The organism is Vibrio sp. KUL78 (assembly GCF_059725505.1).
This window is the reverse complement of record NZ_AP045839.1, coordinates 245,263-260,807: the sequence shown is the minus strand read 5'-3', so window position 1 is coordinate 260,807 and position 15,545 is coordinate 245,263. Positions and strand designations below refer to the sequence as shown.

Annotated in this window: 15 protein-coding genes; 1 reads left to right on the top strand and 14 read right to left on the bottom strand. The window is 42.3% G+C overall.

All coding sequences use genetic code 11. The features are described 5' to 3' along the window. Window positions 1-12: 12 nt before the first annotated feature. From AC6I8Y_RS26940 to AC6I8Y_RS26880, 13 genes are all read right to left on the bottom strand, one after another. The gene (locus AC6I8Y_RS26940) at window positions 13-1,326 is read right to left on the bottom strand and encodes an HlyD family type I secretion periplasmic adaptor subunit (protein WP_498023265.1); all 1,314 of its coding nucleotides are present in this window, start codon (window positions 1,324-1,326) and stop codon (window positions 13-15) included. Next, window positions 1,319-3,478: a peptidase domain-containing ABC transporter gene (locus AC6I8Y_RS26935; protein ID WP_498023264.1), complete on the bottom strand. Its 2,160-nt coding sequence runs from the start codon at window positions 3,476-3,478 to the stop codon at window positions 1,319-1,321. The genes AC6I8Y_RS26940 and AC6I8Y_RS26935 overlap by 8 nt, the downstream gene beginning before the upstream one ends. Then, a complete protein-coding gene (locus tag AC6I8Y_RS26930) occupies window positions 3,475-5,112 on the bottom strand; it encodes an ABC transporter transmembrane domain-containing protein (protein ID WP_498023263.1) in 1,638 nt (545 codons plus the stop codon). Before AC6I8Y_RS26930 ends, AC6I8Y_RS26935 begins: the two co-directional genes overlap by 4 nt. A 391-nt stretch (window positions 5,113-5,503) precedes the next feature. Further along, window positions 5,504-7,033 carry an SNIPE associated domain-containing protein gene (locus AC6I8Y_RS26925; protein WP_498023262.1) on the bottom strand — a complete coding sequence of 510 codons (1,530 nt, stop codon included), beginning with the start codon at window positions 7,031-7,033 and terminating at the stop codon, window positions 5,504-5,506. A 254-nt stretch (window positions 7,034-7,287) separates the two neighbouring features. Continuing rightward, window positions 7,288-8,139 (bottom strand): hypothetical protein, encoded by an 852-nt coding sequence (locus tag AC6I8Y_RS26920; RefSeq protein ID WP_498023261.1) that lies wholly within the window; start codon window positions 8,137-8,139, stop codon window positions 7,288-7,290. Between the two features lie 1,236 nt (window positions 8,140-9,375). Then, a complete protein-coding gene (locus AC6I8Y_RS26915) occupies window positions 9,376-9,987 on the bottom strand; it encodes a hypothetical protein (RefSeq protein ID WP_498023260.1) in 612 nt (203 codons plus the stop codon). An 88-nt stretch (window positions 9,988-10,075) separates the two neighbouring features. Beyond that, window positions 10,076-10,612 carry a hypothetical protein gene (locus tag AC6I8Y_RS26910; RefSeq protein WP_353500421.1) on the bottom strand — a complete coding sequence of 179 codons (537 nt, stop codon included), beginning with the start codon at window positions 10,610-10,612 and terminating at the stop codon, window positions 10,076-10,078. A 74-nt stretch (window positions 10,613-10,686) separates the two neighbouring features. After that, window positions 10,687-11,085, bottom strand: a complete 399-nt coding sequence (locus AC6I8Y_RS26905; protein WP_353500420.1) for a hypothetical protein — start codon at window positions 11,083-11,085, stop codon at window positions 10,687-10,689. A 22-nt stretch (window positions 11,086-11,107) separates the two neighbouring features. After that, window positions 11,108-11,737 (bottom strand): hypothetical protein, encoded by a 630-nt coding sequence (locus tag AC6I8Y_RS26900; protein WP_498023259.1) that lies wholly within the window; start codon window positions 11,735-11,737, stop codon window positions 11,108-11,110. A 69-nt stretch (window positions 11,738-11,806) separates the two neighbouring features. Beyond that, entirely contained in the window at window positions 11,807-12,049 is a 243-nt protein-coding gene (locus AC6I8Y_RS26895) for a hypothetical protein (RefSeq protein WP_353500418.1), read from the bottom strand. Then, window positions 12,046-12,285, bottom strand: coding sequence for a 2Fe-2S iron-sulfur cluster-binding protein (locus AC6I8Y_RS26890; RefSeq protein ID WP_353500417.1), 240 nt, complete (start codon window positions 12,283-12,285; stop codon window positions 12,046-12,048). Before AC6I8Y_RS26890 ends, AC6I8Y_RS26895 begins: the two co-directional genes overlap by 4 nt. 118 nt (window positions 12,286-12,403) lie before the next feature. Continuing rightward, window positions 12,404-12,757, bottom strand: coding sequence for a hypothetical protein (locus AC6I8Y_RS26885; RefSeq protein ID WP_353500416.1), 354 nt, complete (start codon window positions 12,755-12,757; stop codon window positions 12,404-12,406). 3 nt (window positions 12,758-12,760) lie between these two features. Continuing rightward, window positions 12,761-14,107, bottom strand: coding sequence for a PhoH family protein (locus tag AC6I8Y_RS26880; RefSeq protein ID WP_498023258.1), 1,347 nt, complete (start codon window positions 14,105-14,107; stop codon window positions 12,761-12,763). A gap of 153 nt (window positions 14,108-14,260) precedes the next feature. Here AC6I8Y_RS26880 and AC6I8Y_RS26875 point away from each other — a divergent pair, with 153 nt between their 5' ends. Further along, window positions 14,261-15,082 (top strand): hypothetical protein, encoded by an 822-nt coding sequence (locus AC6I8Y_RS26875; protein ID WP_498023257.1) that lies wholly within the window; start codon window positions 14,261-14,263, stop codon window positions 15,080-15,082. 6 nt (window positions 15,083-15,088) lie between these two features. Here the strand turns inward: AC6I8Y_RS26875 and AC6I8Y_RS26870 are convergent, their stop codons facing one another. Beyond that, window positions 15,089-15,490, bottom strand: a complete 402-nt coding sequence (locus tag AC6I8Y_RS26870; RefSeq protein WP_353500413.1) for a hypothetical protein — start codon at window positions 15,488-15,490, stop codon at window positions 15,089-15,091. Between the last annotated feature and the right edge of the window lie 55 nt (window positions 15,491-15,545).

The window sequence follows — 15,545 nt, the reverse complement described above, 5'->3', positions numbered from 1 at the left end:
CATTTTGAGTATTTACCTTTCACCAAACGCGACACTCACATTAGTATAAATAGGCTTCCAAAGGTACTGGAACACAGACTTCTCTCCAGTTGTGATGTCTACCTCACCTGTCATACCTGGCAAGATAGAGAAGCTCTCGGGGTTATCACGAAAATATGGTGTTTCGATTGATACTACTACTTCATAATAGATCTCGCCTCGTTCACTTTGACTTGTTGTCGGTGAAATACTTTCAACCTCTCCCTTTAAAGCACCAAAGCGACTGTAATCAAATGCATCAATCTTGATTCGAGTCGGCTGCCCTACGCTTACGAAACCAATATCTCTTGGCGACAAACGCGCTTTAAAATCAGCTTTACCACCGACAGGAACAATTTCAACCACCGTACCTCCTGGCTGAATAACACCACCATTCTGTGTACTTGGCAGACTTTGCACCAAGCCTTGTAGTGGCGAGACTAACATAGTGTTAGTCAATTTCGCTTGGCTTGAGCGTACTCTTGCATTTAAAGCTGATAAGTCGGACACAGCTTTAGACCGATCTTCACTCACTTTCGCCTTTGCCTCGGCAAGAAGCTGTTCTATCTTTTGCTCATTGCTGTCCGCTTGCTTAATCAATACTGATTTCTTACCACGTGCTTCTTCTATTTTTTGTTCGATACTGGCCAGTTTTTGGCGCATTTCAAGAACTCTTAAGCGCGAGATATTTCCCGCTTTATACCCTTTTTCCAATATGTTCAGTTCTTGCTTAGTGGCATTCAGCTCTTTTGTGTAGCTAGGTAGAGACTTTTCTACACTACGAAGCTGCTCAGCAAGCTGCTCACTATCCTTTTCAAGAACAATACGTTTCTGAAAGTACAGTCCTTTCTGAGCATTTAATTGCGCCTTTTGCTGGCTCACGATCTCTGGGAAATCAATTTCAAACTCACCAAAATTCGGCTCACGGTTATCAAGTAGAGCGTTCATGCGCTCAATACTAGCTAATAATGTCACTTGTTGAGATTGCAACTCTTCAAGAGCGGTACGCTGGAACGTAGCATCAAACTCAACAAGCGGTTGACCTTTCTCTACCAATTGACCTTCTTTGACTAGAATTTGTTTTAACTTACCACCAATTTCACTTTGCAAGACTTGCTTCTCACCCTCTGGAATCACCGCCCCTTTTGCTTTAGCGATTTCATCAACTTGAGTGACCACAGACCAAATGACAAAAGCAATCACACATAAAGCAACTGACCACGTAGCCATAGCCAATGTACGAGCCGTATTTTGTGATTCGACAAGCTCACCATAGCGCTTGCCTTCCTCAGTAGATTGTTTAGTCATTCGCGCCTCCTTGCTTAGACTTCTCTTGTGATAACGAATTTTCTTGAGATAGTGATTGCTCAGGAGACGATTGAGCCTCAGACAGCGGCTCCTGATCTAATGGACCGACATAAACCACGGCGCCCTCATCTAATACCACGACTTTATCAGCAAGCTTAATTAAATCCGGGTCATGAGAGGTGTAGATCACCGTTGCTTTTCCTCTTTTTGAACTTACAAACTCGCCAAATACACGCTTAGCATTCGGATAACCATCAGGTACGGGGTTATCCATTAAAAACATGGGATAGTCATAAACCAAAGCCTTTGCATCAATGAGGACCTGTGCAACTGTACCTGATAACATGTCAAAAAGGCTATCCGGTTGGATGCTGCTGATCGACGTATCTAGCCCACCTGGCAGGGTAGAAAACCAGCGCTTTCCACCCACCATTTCAATCGCAGAAATCATTTTTTGCTCTTCTACTTTATGTCCATCGTTTAACCACTCACGGATACTCAACGTGAGCAAATCAGGATAGGCAGCCCGAATGAAACACCAGTGGCGATAAAACTGTGGGTCATATTGGACAAGGTTAACCCCGTCAAGTTCTACCATACCGTTTTGAATCGGCTGTAAACCAGACAACACTTCTATCAAGGTTGATTTACCACTTCCAGAAGGGCCTGTAATCGCAACAATGTCGCCAGCTTCAACCTCAAAACTGACGCCATTCAATGCAGGGCGGCTTTGTTTAGAGTAACGGAGAGTCACTTGATCCAATTTCAAATATGGAGCGACCGTTGGCAATGGGTGATGCTGGTAACTGAATTCACGTTCAGATGGCTGAGACAGAATGCGATTTACCTGCTGTTTGGATTGATTAAAGCTATTAAAACGCATCGCGCTATTGGCCAAGACCTGGGCTGGACCAGTTACTTTAGATATCAACATCATAGACGCAATTAAACCACCGGGCGTCATTACCTGTTCGAATATAAGCCCAATACCTAACCCCATCACAGCCAGCGTTGAACCCAAGCCAATAAAATAGTAAGCAGAGGTATATCGACCCTGTAGAACCAATTGATTAAACGTCGCTTTTGAGGCTAATAGGTTGGCCTTTTGAAAGCGTTGAATCCAATATTCTGCAAATCCTGTACTACGAATAAAGGCAAGCTTGGACGACAGCTCGTTGGTCATGTTTTGACGATTCGTCCCTGCCACCGTCGATTGCATCGAACGCTTGCCACTTGAGCGTATCGATCGTTTTGCTAAGACGTAATAAAGGATCAATGAGACAATAGGAACCAGTACTAACCACCCACCTAGCACACCTATCGCCAGTACAAAAATGGCAATAAAAGGCAAGTCGAACAACGCATTACCCAGTGGGCCAGATAATACCCCTGAAATACGTTCAGATAACATCACTTGGTTTTGTTGACTAGAGGAAGCCGTTTGCTGGTTTTGAGCATAGCTATTTCTTAAAAGACGCTGAACAAGAGACTGAGATATCTCACGACTTACTCGATTCGACACTGACGCAAACACTCGGCTGCGTAATGTCCTAAGCCAGCCCATCATAACAAAAAGCAAACCTGCTCCGATTGCAATGCCTTGTAGTTCATGTCCCGCATCACCACCGATAACATGGTCATAGATAGACATTGTTATAAATGGTATGGCGAGTGCAAACATATTCGTAATGAAACTCACGAGCAGCAATTTAGGGATAATGGGGCGAAACGCATCCAGCCGTTCACCAACCCAATCAGGAGAGGCCTTCTCCAATGGAGATCCTTCAATCACAATGCAAAATTGAGGATTGTCTGAAACGTCTTCACTGCCATCAACAGCAACAAACTGTTTTGACTCCAAGTAGCCAGAAACCAATTCATTTTCACCAAGAACCAGCAGAACTAATTTGTGATCGCCTACCTCATCTAGGTTAGCAACCAAGCGATATGGCAATGCAAGCCTATCGAATAAGGCAAAGATATCATCGATCGATTCAACGCCGTTCTCATCGACCCATTGACGAGCGAACAGCTGGATATTTGCATTAACCTCCAACTCCTTGAGAACAGAACAGCATTCAGTTTCCAGTCGGTTCATCAGCTCATGTTGACCGTCTGTTTCGCCATGGCGAATAGCATCTAAACGATTCATGCAATGACCTCCTGTTGATTTTTGCTTCCTTCGGTAGTCGAACCGTTTTCCGCTGTTATCATTCGGCTTGCTACTTCGCGAAGTTTTGCATGATAGCTCACCATCAGTATCGTGCGCCCTGCCAAGACTTCTTCTTCTAGCACCTTAACTAGATTACCGAGCGCACTTAGGTCGAGTGAAGCATCCGGTCTTTCTAACAAAATGACGGGCTTCTTGCTTGCTAACTGACTCGCGATATTGAGTAGCTTCACGTTGCCCATGCTCAATAGAGAAGCACTCGTATGGCCAATCTTTGTTTCCAATCCATCCGGTAGACGAGTTAGCGCTTTAGCTAATCCTAAGCGCTGGGCGTAATCATTGGCATTTTGCGTTCTCTCGGGATCAAAGCCACACAAATTATCGAGAATCGTACCCGAGACTAGCTGCCCTTTAACACCACAATAAGCTGTAACTTGAGCGATAGAAGCGGATGAAACGGCCTCACCATTAATGAAGCACTCATGCGCTATTAAGTCATCAACTCCAGCAATCGACGACAACAAGTGGCTGTTGAAATAACGGTCTTCACTCTCTAACAAAACCAATTCACCTTTGCTGAGCGTCACATCCGTATGTGCAAGTTCTCCATACCTTTCAACTGTTGCTTGCTTGATTTCCAAAGTCTCAAAGTCAGATGAGTTAAACTTAGAACCTACAGGATCGGATAGCGATAAATCGCCCAACTTTTCTATTGCCTGATTGGCACTGTGGATTGAATTCAACTTGATTCGAACACCAACCAAAGCACTAAGTGGTGCGACAGCTCTACCCGACAAGATAGAACACGCCGCTAACCCACCAGTGGTTAATTGACCATCCAATACCCACAAGCTCCCTGTAATCACTAGCAAAACAGAAGTCGCTAGCGCTGCAAGCTGAATACACTCTTGAGCGAAAGCATTCTGCTGTTCTTCTTTTGCTTTGGATTGAGAACTGACACTGTTAAGTGATTTAAACTGATTAAAAATTCGAGACTCAACAGCCTGTCGTTTAATGCCCTGAATGGTTTGACTCAGGAGAATCAAGAAGGCTTTTCTTTCCTGTTCATCTTTAGAGGCTTCTTCACTCAAGAGTTTAACGTGAAGAGAAGATAACCAAACAACACCAAGTGTGATTAGCCAAACTGCCAAAGGTATCGCCACCAACTCACCGCCGATATAAGCCACCAGACCGAGAAAGATCAAAGCAAAAGGCAAATCAATAAAGCCAGCAATGATTCCTCCAGAGTACCAATCTTTCACTTTGGAGACTGCTCCCAACCCTTCCTCTATACCACCTACACCGATCTTTCTAATATGACCGGATGACGCAGTCGTCACCTTTTCAACCAAGGTTTGATATGTTGCTTTTTCGGTATTGCTCGCTGCGGCAGACAAAAGCCAAGTGCGAACAAAACGCAGAAGTGCTTCCATGGATACGGCTAATGTCGCCCCCGCCAAAAGCAGTGTGGCAGTTCCATAACTTTGATTAGGAAGAATGCGATCGTAAATCTGGAGAACCGTCAATGGAACGGCGAGTGACAAGAGGTTTATAAGTAAAGAAGGCAGTAAGACTTTCCTTATTACCCCTTTGTTTTTTACTGACGTCAACGGCATACACAATCCTTATCCATACTTATGAAATAAGATTGGTACAGACTATTAGGTTATGCAAGGCAAGCGGCTGATTTATTTGATTTTAGACATTGCTAAAAATTTGTTATTTTGATCAAACCTTACAGCCAGAATCGCACGTTATCACTAATTAAGTTACAACGAGAAGCATCTAAATTTAGCTAGTTCTATTCAAATCAAAATTTTCAATATTAAAACTTCCGGCGTTTAGATTAGAAAATGTATAGGTGATTCATATTAACGGATTATGAATGAGCTTTTATACTAAATGATATTGGGGCATAATCATGCCAGATTGAAGAGGCTGTCACGAAGTGGGACATTTCAAAATTACTGTATTGTATGCCCCTTTCAGTAAAATCTATAAGGCGCTCTACAAAACATCAGCAAATTTAGAGAGAGCACTGGAAGACGACAACTCTTCTCCTTCTAACTTTCCTTCTCTTGCTAGGCGTTGTTTGTTCATCGCTTGTGTTTCGTAATAGTCCTGTGCAATAGCTGTTTCAATGAACTCCACAGACTGATCGGTAAAGTCACTTACCGCATGCTTGATCTCTTCCAGCGAGACACTGAAAAACTCTTTACGGCGATTAATCATATTCAATCGGTGAGTATCAAACTTATCGTGAAGCTTCTTCTCTAGAGTTGGAGCATCATCTGTATGAATCATTGCATGTACATCAAAGGTAAACGGTACTGAAGCATCTCCAAGCTCTTTCACTCTATCCATTGGTTCTAATCGACGGGTCATGCCTATCTTGTAGACATTTTCCCCAAACGATCCAATATTAGAAATAATATAAACATGACCTTGCTTAGTTTGCTCAGCCATTGATTGAGCACGTTGGTGCTTGCGCTCTGCTTCCTCTAAGTTTGCCTGTAACTGTGCAATCTGTTTTTCTAGTTCTGATTTCATTTCGTCACTAGCTTTTTCAAGCTCTTTTCTCGCAGCATCCAAAGCTTTGTGATAACGTTTTTCTTCCTTTATAGCTTCAGCTTCTGCTTTTTTTATCTCTGCCTCTATTCTTGCTTCTTCACGCATTTGTGCTTTGATTTCCGCCTGTTCTTCTTTCTCGCGTTGTTTCTTTTCACGATATTCGTAAGTCAATTGGAGTTCTTTTAATTTTTCTTTGAGATAACGCTCTGTAATAGATATAGCATTCGGTTCATTTAGCTGATTGATTGCGGCGAACGCTTTCTTTATACGTTCTTCCATCTTTGTAACGTTTTTCCACGTACAGTTGGCAATAGCTGCCTCACATTCGTTATTGAAGGCTCTTGCGGTGAGACGAATACTCTTGTTGGTCATTTTCTTGCCTTCGCTTCGAGAACCGTCTACGGTCCATTCACGGTAGCAGTGTATCGCTCCACGGGAAGACTTCTCTCTCAACAAGGTTTTCTGGCACTCTTTACATTTCTTGATCTCTTCTTTGAATGTTTCAGATGCATCAAAATCGAACTTTGGCTCATAGAATCCGAGTTCGATAAGCTCAATATCTTCGCTGAATATGGCGATTTGCGTAGTTAAAGAGTCATAAGTGATTTTCTTACTTTTGTAGTCGACCTGAAGTTCACTGATCTGCTCTTCAACAGATTGACGTTTCGTAATTGCCTCGTCTCTCTTGGATTCGATTTCGCGTAAGGCTTGACGCGCTTTTTCTTCTATCTCTTTCTTCTCAATTTTCAGCTGATCCTTGATTTGCTCGCACTCAGCTTCAATATCAAATATCTGAGAGTATTTTTCTTTATACTCTTCGATTGTTGTTGCAGCCTCTGATAGTTGAGTTTCTGTAACTGCCAGTTTCTGAATCAGCTTTGAAGACTTTCTTACCCAAAAAATCCCGACAACAAGCAAGATTACTATAGCTCCTATTAGCATGTAAGTTAGTGAAATTTGTTCCATTTACCGCCCCCTACCGTCTCATTAAATATGAAACTGATAAGATAACTAATATCTACTCTCGTGTAACCGAGCAAATGTCACAATAAAGATATTTGTGTGCGGAAAATGTGAGTCAATCATCCTGACTTCATGCGCCAACATGCTTCGAGGCTTTCTATTAGTATTTGTATGGAAAAGCCAGATGAGAGGGATGTGAATGAATTCCTACTCTCACTGGAAATGGGTCAATTATGTGATCATAAAAATCACGATTACTACTGCCAGTATGAGAGCAATATTGGTAGCTTTGAAGCGGCATTGTTTTTCTTGGACTCCTTAGGTGGCGTCTCCGCAACATTTAAAGTGGATGCGATATTTGTAGCACTTGGAGGCGTTCCTTTTTGTTCTAAACTATCTCTTATCTCATCATCTTCTTTGAGTTCATCTTTGTAACGGTTAATCACCGTATCTAATGACACATTCAACAATGTACAATAGGTCTTTGCTGTATTAGTGCCTTTAACCAATTCATAGACTTCGCTTGGCTCAGTAGTTAGCTGGTCAATCAACATGTATTGCGGTCTACCGATTCTATGCTCCAATAAGTAACCGTTAATAGATCGCTCACGCCCATAGCCAGTGACCAAAAGCCCAGCTACCAATTCTTCCAAAGGTGTTTTGTCTTGGCTTTTTTCTCTTTGCACTTGCCTCAGCATAGACTCATAGGCCGAATAGACTAGATCCCAATCTTGCTTTTCGGTCGCTTCAGCTAGGTTAGTATGAGACTCTCTCCATCTAGCATCTGCAATTGACACATTGACTTCATCAACATTCCATTCTTTTGCTAAATTTTTACGTGCAGTTAATACGCCCTTATTAGCTTCATACCAGTCATGCCACCATCCATCTGCTAGCGCTTTCAGTTCTTCCAACAGAAACAAGTCGCCCTCACGATAGAGGCGTTGATCACCAGACAATGGCTCTTTTCTTGGGTAAATGGGCTTCTTACAAGATTTACACTTTGCTTTACGTTTGGGTACTTTCTCTAGCTCGTAGTTACAGTAAGGGCATTGTGACGTAGTACCGCAATTAGCTGCTAGCACTTTTAACTGTTCTTTCCTTCTCATAAAACGCTACCCAAGAATCTAAATAAAACCAATAATATATCACCATCTTACATTAGAAAATGTTGGTCAATATGATCGTGCTTGTTTAGTGAAGAGCAACAACTCTAAGTAGGAAAGGGGCAAGGACGAGGTTGTTATCGTCGGATCCCATATCTTCTATTGTGCAATAGGAACCGAGAATGAGCTTGCTCGACAGAACTCCGGCAAACTATGTGCCTATCTAGCAATTGCATTGGATTTAATGCCGCTACAAATAAAGTGCGTCACTAAATCCAATGTGCCTGTACTTACGTACCCTACCCCTGATCAATTTGAAAACCAGTACTCACTCAACATATGTAGCTCCCTAAAATAAAGCAGAGCGACTATGTTAACGATGACTAGAGCGACACAAACGAATTTTGCCACCCTATCCCATCCTACTAGTGCCGCAACTGCATATTCAGAATGGTTCTTACTTGCTAGTTTGCGTACTACATCCAGCAAAACATTGATTGATATGCTCAGGTACAGAGCAGGTATTAGAACATCAAATACAGTCATAACGTATCCTCGAATTAAACAACTAGGCGGATAGTATGAACAGGATTTACTTAATTTTTGGCAATTAGAGGAGCTATTTTTTGCATTTAACCCTGCAATATTGTTTTTTATGCAGCGCGCCAACTATGTGTATTGAGTCAAAGAGAATGGACACTTATTGAACATACATAAAATACCTGTCTATAGGCGCATGTATTGCTCTGTTCATTTGCGTCATCCATGAGTGTTGGGGTCGTAACCACTTAAACAGCTGGGTGATGTTTACCTCAGACAAAACTTCAAGCCTTCCAGTTAAGAACTCTGTTTTTGACACCAGTGTCATAGTGGGATTTCCTAAGTCACGACCCTTTCTAAGTACTGTGATGACAAAAGCGTAGTAAAAGCCAAAAAACACCTTAAGTATATGTTTTACGGAAACTAATTATTGTTAGATCGCTTTTTGACACCAGTGTCATAGTATAAACTTTATAGGTCTATATTTTGTCTGAAACTGCAAAGTTAGAAAACTTAGTCAACGATTATTCGTAAGTAAGCATTTGCCATTCCATGGCCTAACCTAACCAAACAATGTTTTTGACACCGGTGTCATAGTGGGATTTAGTTTGTATTTACCCCCAACTAGGAGCCCTACCCTGACATAGTTATCGGCAATTCCATTCTGACCTCTCAAACATAAAAAGACGACTTATGCGCTTAATGCCTCGTAGCGTCCTCAAAATCATCACTTCTAGTCATGTAACTATAAGCCTTGCTGATAGCACACTCTTGATCTCCTTGCACCACGGCAAGAACTTGCGGCTTAGATGATGCCACCGACCTTTGATCTATGTAGGCGATGATGTACATAGTCTGAATCAAGGAGATAACAGCGTTCATGGGAGAATTTGATTCAATGTATAGTTCAACACTTTCGTTGTTCTCGTGCGCAAAAGAGAGTCGATCACTTAACACCTGTAAAAGTGTTTCACCGTTTCCAAAGTCATCGAATACAATTGTTATGTACTGAAAAGACTCATACTGAGAAAATGAAGCCTCACGGGAATCAAAACTATCAATTCCATACTCTGACAGCACACTAACGAGGGCAAGTGGTGCGTCCGACAACATTGCTTCGTGAAGATATTCACTTAGCATCGCGCTTTCTTTTTTGAACTGCTTATCAGTAAATTGAGGCTCCTCAATGGGATTGAGACATGTTTGAGAATATCCCCAGTTAAATAAAAACTCGATCAGAGCGTCTGATGTTTGGTAGCGCTCAGTCCAGTTATCTATAATTTGCTTCGCTTTTTGAATGAGATTAGACATAGAAACTCCTTAGTTACCCTCTATCTATAGCGAGGAGACACACGAACTTCACAAAAAAAAAAGAGCTGACCGATGGCCAGCTCATTAACTAATTGATAATTCTACGTACATCAATTACCTGATCTCCTATCCGTACATGGGTATGAATAAGGCCAGGCACTTGATTGCAAAAACGCATCAGTGTTTCTGACGACCACAAAAACCTCTTTGGTTTTAAAGAAAGGTTGAAGTTGCCGCTAACAACCACCAATCGAGCTTTTGGCTCGTTAATCACCTTAGGTGACGGTATCCCTTTAATTGACTCTGATCGACAAACGCGACAATGACTTGAAACTCGGTCGTCTTCGCGATAAGTAAAAAAAGTCGAATCAAATGGATAGTACTCGCCACATCGAGAACAAAACTTCTGCACGCCAATAGGGGTAATCACAATATTGCCGCTCTTAAGTTTCGCGCTCTCAGCATGTACTCTGAAGAATCTGGTATCACCTTGTGCCAGTTGGTGGACTAAAACCACACTCACTTTATAGCGGTAGGCAGTAAGTTCTATATCTTGGTATTTTAGGTAATGCTCTAAAATACGCTCATGAAGAGTGAAATCTTCATAGAGGTTAAGCTTTTTCATAGCAAATCCCTTTTTTGAAGGGAACCTGCCCCGTAAGGGACAAGTTTCCCTTACGGTACATCGAATTGTGAAAGCTAGATAAAAGCTAGCAAGCCCAATACGAATGCAATGATCGCTATTCTAAAATTAAACCGAATAGCCGCGTTTTGATGATTCCACTGTGAATGCACGATGTGCCACAGGCTCGCTTTTTCAACAGACAAACGAACTTCAGAAACATCTGTTATTCCGAGTTCAATGATTGTGTCGTAGTCGCAAGCTAGAGTGGATTTGGTAAGTCCTCTGAGTCCATTTGAACCTCTGACGTAACGTAATACATAAGCGTTCGTATCGAGGTTTTTTATGACTATGGCTTGATTGCGCTTGAAGGACTTGAGTAAGTGGTTGTTAAGCCGGACATGCTCTTTAGAGTCACGGATCTCATCTTTCGCAAGAGAGATAACGTTATCTAGCACGATTGTTATATCGCTCATACAATCTCCTCTTGTTACTTCCTCATGCGCTTACGATGTAGGGCTCAGTGAGCCGCACATAGCCGAATACGCGGTTTAAGTAGGCTTGAAACAGCCATAGCTCAAATGAGGTTTTGGGTTTTAGGGTTAGTTTGATTTGCTTCATATTGCCGCAACCAACCGAGCATCTCTCGATATTCATGAAGCTAAGTTTTTCCAGAAAAGAATCGACTCGATGCTTATCCTCCCAGCATGTGGGAGTTTCTAGTACTACATCGATAGATAATGGAACTCGGCCGCAAATTGGGTCGTTAGCATCCAAAAGCGCACGGATTTTTTTTATCCAGCCTTCTGGTGTACCTCGACGACCTGATGGTTGTAGGTAGCCACGACTGACATATTTAGCCCACTTCAAACCTACTTCTTCAAGACAAGTTTGATAGTCGCTACACGCTATTAGCTGCCAGTTCCTGGCGCGTTTATTGTCAGAGTCAAAGCAATTACTTGAACCGATCTCTGCATATACGAAATGAAGGTCTTCCAATCCCCATAAGCTGAAATCAGAAAGAAGCCTTGCTTCATAATTGTCTCCTAAAACCGATTCAGCTGCTGGACGCATACCGTCTGCAGGAGACACGAAGCACTTGGTTTGGTAGCAAATTTCATACGACATAATTAATACTCCATATTGGATCTAACTATGTCGCGAGGACATAGGTAGCCCTCGTTGGGATTGATGTGATTAGTGAGCAGTAACTCGATTATGTGATTCGAAATCTTCGAATCTTGTTACTAGTGAACCTGCTGGACCTATAAACTGTAGGCCTGAGGACATTATCAGTTGGACAAGCGTATCATCTTCTTCATGCTCAAGGACTACCTTGACCAAATCTAGACTTGGTGCAAGACGACTGATGGTATGAAACTCGCGAACCTTTTTAATGGTCTCTGAGTCTTGTCCATAAACGATTAATACTGCACTCATACCTTAATCTCCAGATTAATGTTTGATGATGCACGCGCTATGCAGGTAAGGACTTCGCCTTCTTGCAAGTAGCCAAGAGGCTCAGACATGTACTCTGGCTTCCCTGTGCACTGTTTTTTGCAATCACCGCAGATGCCTTCTCTACAGCATGAATCCAATTTAATACCGTGACGCTCTAGACAAACTAAAACGCTTTCATTGGGATTTGATTGGATGGGTTTGTCATTCACTTTCATTGGATGACCTCCTTGTTATCTCTCTTAAAAAGAGGGGTGGCACTTTCTTTCAAAAGCGTTCGCGTTGGCAGCGCGAAAACTGGTCGGGAAATTGTATAGTGCAAAGCACCAGTCCAATTTACCCATTGGTAATACATGTAAGAAGTTCAGCCTCAAATAGCTTTTTCTGTTCATCTGATATGGCGTGATAGAACTGGGCAACCATAACGAGAATCGTTTTCTGCTTAGCGCTGAAGATTGAAAGTTGAGCCGCTTGACGCTCATCCACCAGCGCCTCTCTATCACAACTTGCATCAAATCGATTTGGGGCTAGTCGTTCAAAAAGTGCTATCCACTCTGCTTTTGTGAGTCGTTCAGGGGGACTCATTAGTTTTACTAAGTGATCCAAATCGAGATTCTTTTGTTGAAAGTAATGTATGTCAGCATCATCCAACTTGGTCACTTCGTTTATCTTTACTGACAAGAGAGACATAAACTACAACTCCCTTTCAGCGATCTCAGCAACGCTACCACGCAACGTTCCTTCAAGTTGAATATGTACGGCATTCGAATACTGTGCGTAGATCTCCACTATTCGGCTCAAACCTGAGTTCATAGGCGTAATGTAGTCATCGTCTATTTGCGAAGGGTCGAGATTCCCCATAACCGCCATCTTCGAATCTTTTGAGACTCGAGTGAGTACCGCCTTAGCTTTATTGCGAGTAGTATTTTGCATCTCATCACAAACAATGAATGAGTTTGAGATTGAAGCTCCACGCAGATAGTTAAGACTTTTGTAAGTCACCATGCACTTATCTTTGATGTAGTTTTTTGAGCTATGGGGAGACACATCTTGCTCCACCAAAAAATCAAGTGAGTCTTCAAATCCCGCCATATAGGAAGACATTTTTACGCTCTCGTTTCCGGGAAGGTATCCGATACGCTCAATATCAACAGCAGAGCGAGTGACGATGACTTGGCTGTATCGTTTTGTACTAAAGGATTGCTCTAGGCTAGCTGCGCAAGTCAGGAGCGTTTTCCCTGTGCCAGCAGCGCCGGTAATAATCACGATATCTATGCTTGGGTCGAGTAGGGCGTCAATGGCCAGAGCTTGCTGGAATGACTGTGGAGTGATTCCAAAGACATCAGCTTTCATTAAGCTGACTTTGTTTTTAAGGACAAACTTCATCGATTTTCCATCGCACTCTATCACCCTTGCAATGGCATCGCTCTCTCCCAAAATGTACATACCAGGATGGATGCTAGATAGATAATCGTGCATGCAAGGGTCTAAACATACGTCATATACCTGTTCCAAATCAGCATGTATTGTCGAGGTTGACTCAAAGTAATCCCAGATATCTCCGCTGAGCTTCAAATACCCTTTACCTTCAATGACCTCTTCCGATTCGATATTATCAGTACGGAAACTTTCAACCTGTTCCACTCCTGAAGCCTTGGCCTGCAATCGCATATGGATGTCATTGGTGACGAGTACTATGTCGCCAAGCTTTTCTTGTTGCTCAAGCACCGTTGCAATAATGACATCATCCGCACGAGAGTCATCGGATAGAATTGCATCAGGTACAATAGAGAGTTTTCCATCGTATCCATTGGGAAGATTAATACCTGATTGAATACCCTCATGTGAGGCATCTTTAATGATTGACTCAATCACCCTAATGGCATGTCTAGCGTCTACCGCACATGAACGAGTTGAACCTTTCAACCCATCGAGTTCTTTCGTCACCCTCATCGAAATGTAAACGTGATGTTCCTGAAAGTTCATCAATGCATGTGGATTGGAAATAAGTACGTTTGTATCCAAGAAATATCGCGCCATAACTGCATCCTAACTTCGATTGCCTGTTAGAAGCCTAGCGAGTTAGAGATTGATAAAATCCAATTAAGCAGCCAAAAAGCCCTACTTAGGGACTTCAATCTAGTGGGGTAGGGTTACTGTGAGTCTGTAGCGAGATGAAAAGGATCGACAGACATGAACCATGAATTGATTGAACAGCTCTATCAAGAGAGCTACGTAGCGTTGAAAAAAGCTTCTAGAAAGTTAAGCATTCTGTCGAGTGCTAAAGCGCGCATTCAATTTCCGAACATTGCCAAGCAAGCGCTTAACAAATGCTGGACGCTTGATGAGATACAGTCTCGCGTTTTGCGCTGCAGAACGATTGAAGATCTTATCGAATTAGATCCAACACCGTTTTTTGTTTTTACTCTGATACCAACAGAATCCGTTCAGCGACACCTATTAGTTGCAGCAGTAACCACACTAAACTCCATTGCAAAGCAGTTGAATACGATTAACCAACAGACAAGTTATGTGACGCTCAGGAGTTACTCCGACGGTGAACTGAGTTTCAATGAATTGCAAAGCGAAGGATATTTAATGCTGCATTCTAAAATTCAGAAGTACAAGCCATGTTTTGGTAAAGCACTAGAACACTACTTATATACATCTTTGGTTGCCAAAAAAACTAGCTTGATGAAGCTTGGATACAAACAGTCTAGTATGTTTAAGTCAGAGACCGAACAACATGAAGAAACCGGACATGAGTCTCCTATGTATGACCTATCTATTGACGTAATTAGAGCGTGCAAGCAAGTAGAGCACGCATTTAATGCTATGCCACCAAAAGAAAAAGTCATCTATTTGAATGATGCGGGTCTACTAGACAAGTTTTATACATCTCTGGAGCTCGCTGAGTTGTTTGATACCAGCGCACCATGTGTCTCAAATCTTCGCTCTAACGTTAAGTCCAGAGTGAGAGCCATTTTTGAACCAATTGACCCACAAAGAAGTTAGGGCGCACTACTTAAGCATGATGTCCAAAAGGTCGATTTTTTCATTTATTACATACTTGCCGCTTGGTAGTGTACGAAACAGCCCGCCAGTAAGCTCATCAATACTGTAATCGTACCCCTGTACCGCCAGCGTTTTATGCAGTTGAATGAGTTCGCTATCTTGCATACCTGGAACCCTACTTGCTGCTCTCAGTTTGGTATATCTTTCAAACATCGCGTCACAGGCTTCGAATTCATGTGCTTGGCACTTTTGCTTGAGCTGAATGAAGCCAGTATCGTCATTTGTCTGTATCGAAAAGTGGTATGTTGCAAACGCGAAAACGCCTGCAATGACACCATAGCGAAGTTTCTTATCTGTGTACCATTTACTCGCTTTCATCATTTCTTCCTCTAGCGTGAAAGTCGTCATCAACAATCCTAGTTTTTCATGTAATGGCAGCGTCAAATTAAGCGACCAAAATTTA

Coding starts and splice junctions, on each gene's coding strand:
- AC6I8Y_RS26940 (WP_498023265.1), bottom strand. CDS start 1,326: ATGACTAAACAATCTACTGAGGAAGGCAAGCGCTATGGTGAGCTTGTC.
- AC6I8Y_RS26935 (WP_498023264.1), bottom strand. CDS start 3,478: ATGAATCGTTTAGATGCTATTCGCCATGGCGAAACAGACGGTCAACAT.
- AC6I8Y_RS26930 (WP_498023263.1), bottom strand. CDS start 5,112: ATGCCGTTGACGTCAGTAAAAAACAAAGGGGTAATAAGGAAAGTCTTA.
- AC6I8Y_RS26925 (WP_498023262.1), bottom strand. CDS start 7,033: ATGGAACAAATTTCACTAACTTACATGCTAATAGGAGCTATAGTAATC.
- AC6I8Y_RS26920 (WP_498023261.1), bottom strand. CDS start 8,139: ATGAGAAGGAAAGAACAGTTAAAAGTGCTAGCAGCTAATTGCGGTACT.
- AC6I8Y_RS26915 (WP_498023260.1), bottom strand. CDS start 9,987: ATGTCTAATCTCATTCAAAAAGCGAAGCAAATTATAGATAACTGGACT.
- AC6I8Y_RS26910 (WP_353500421.1), bottom strand. CDS start 10,612: ATGAAAAAGCTTAACCTCTATGAAGATTTCACTCTTCATGAGCGTATT.
- AC6I8Y_RS26905 (WP_353500420.1), bottom strand. CDS start 11,085: ATGAGCGATATAACAATCGTGCTAGATAACGTTATCTCTCTTGCGAAA.
- AC6I8Y_RS26900 (WP_498023259.1), bottom strand. CDS start 11,737: ATGTCGTATGAAATTTGCTACCAAACCAAGTGCTTCGTGTCTCCTGCA.
- AC6I8Y_RS26895 (WP_353500418.1), bottom strand. CDS start 12,049: ATGAGTGCAGTATTAATCGTTTATGGACAAGACTCAGAGACCATTAAA.
- AC6I8Y_RS26890 (WP_353500417.1), bottom strand. CDS start 12,285: ATGAAAGTGAATGACAAACCCATCCAATCAAATCCCAATGAAAGCGTT.
- AC6I8Y_RS26885 (WP_353500416.1), bottom strand. CDS start 12,757: ATGTCTCTCTTGTCAGTAAAGATAAACGAAGTGACCAAGTTGGATGAT.
- AC6I8Y_RS26880 (WP_498023258.1), bottom strand. CDS start 14,107: ATGGCGCGATATTTCTTGGATACAAACGTACTTATTTCCAATCCACAT.
- AC6I8Y_RS26875 (WP_498023257.1), top strand. CDS start 14,261: ATGAACCATGAATTGATTGAACAGCTCTATCAAGAGAGCTACGTAGCG.
- AC6I8Y_RS26870 (WP_353500413.1), bottom strand. CDS start 15,490: ATGACGACTTTCACGCTAGAGGAAGAAATGATGAAAGCGAGTAAATGG.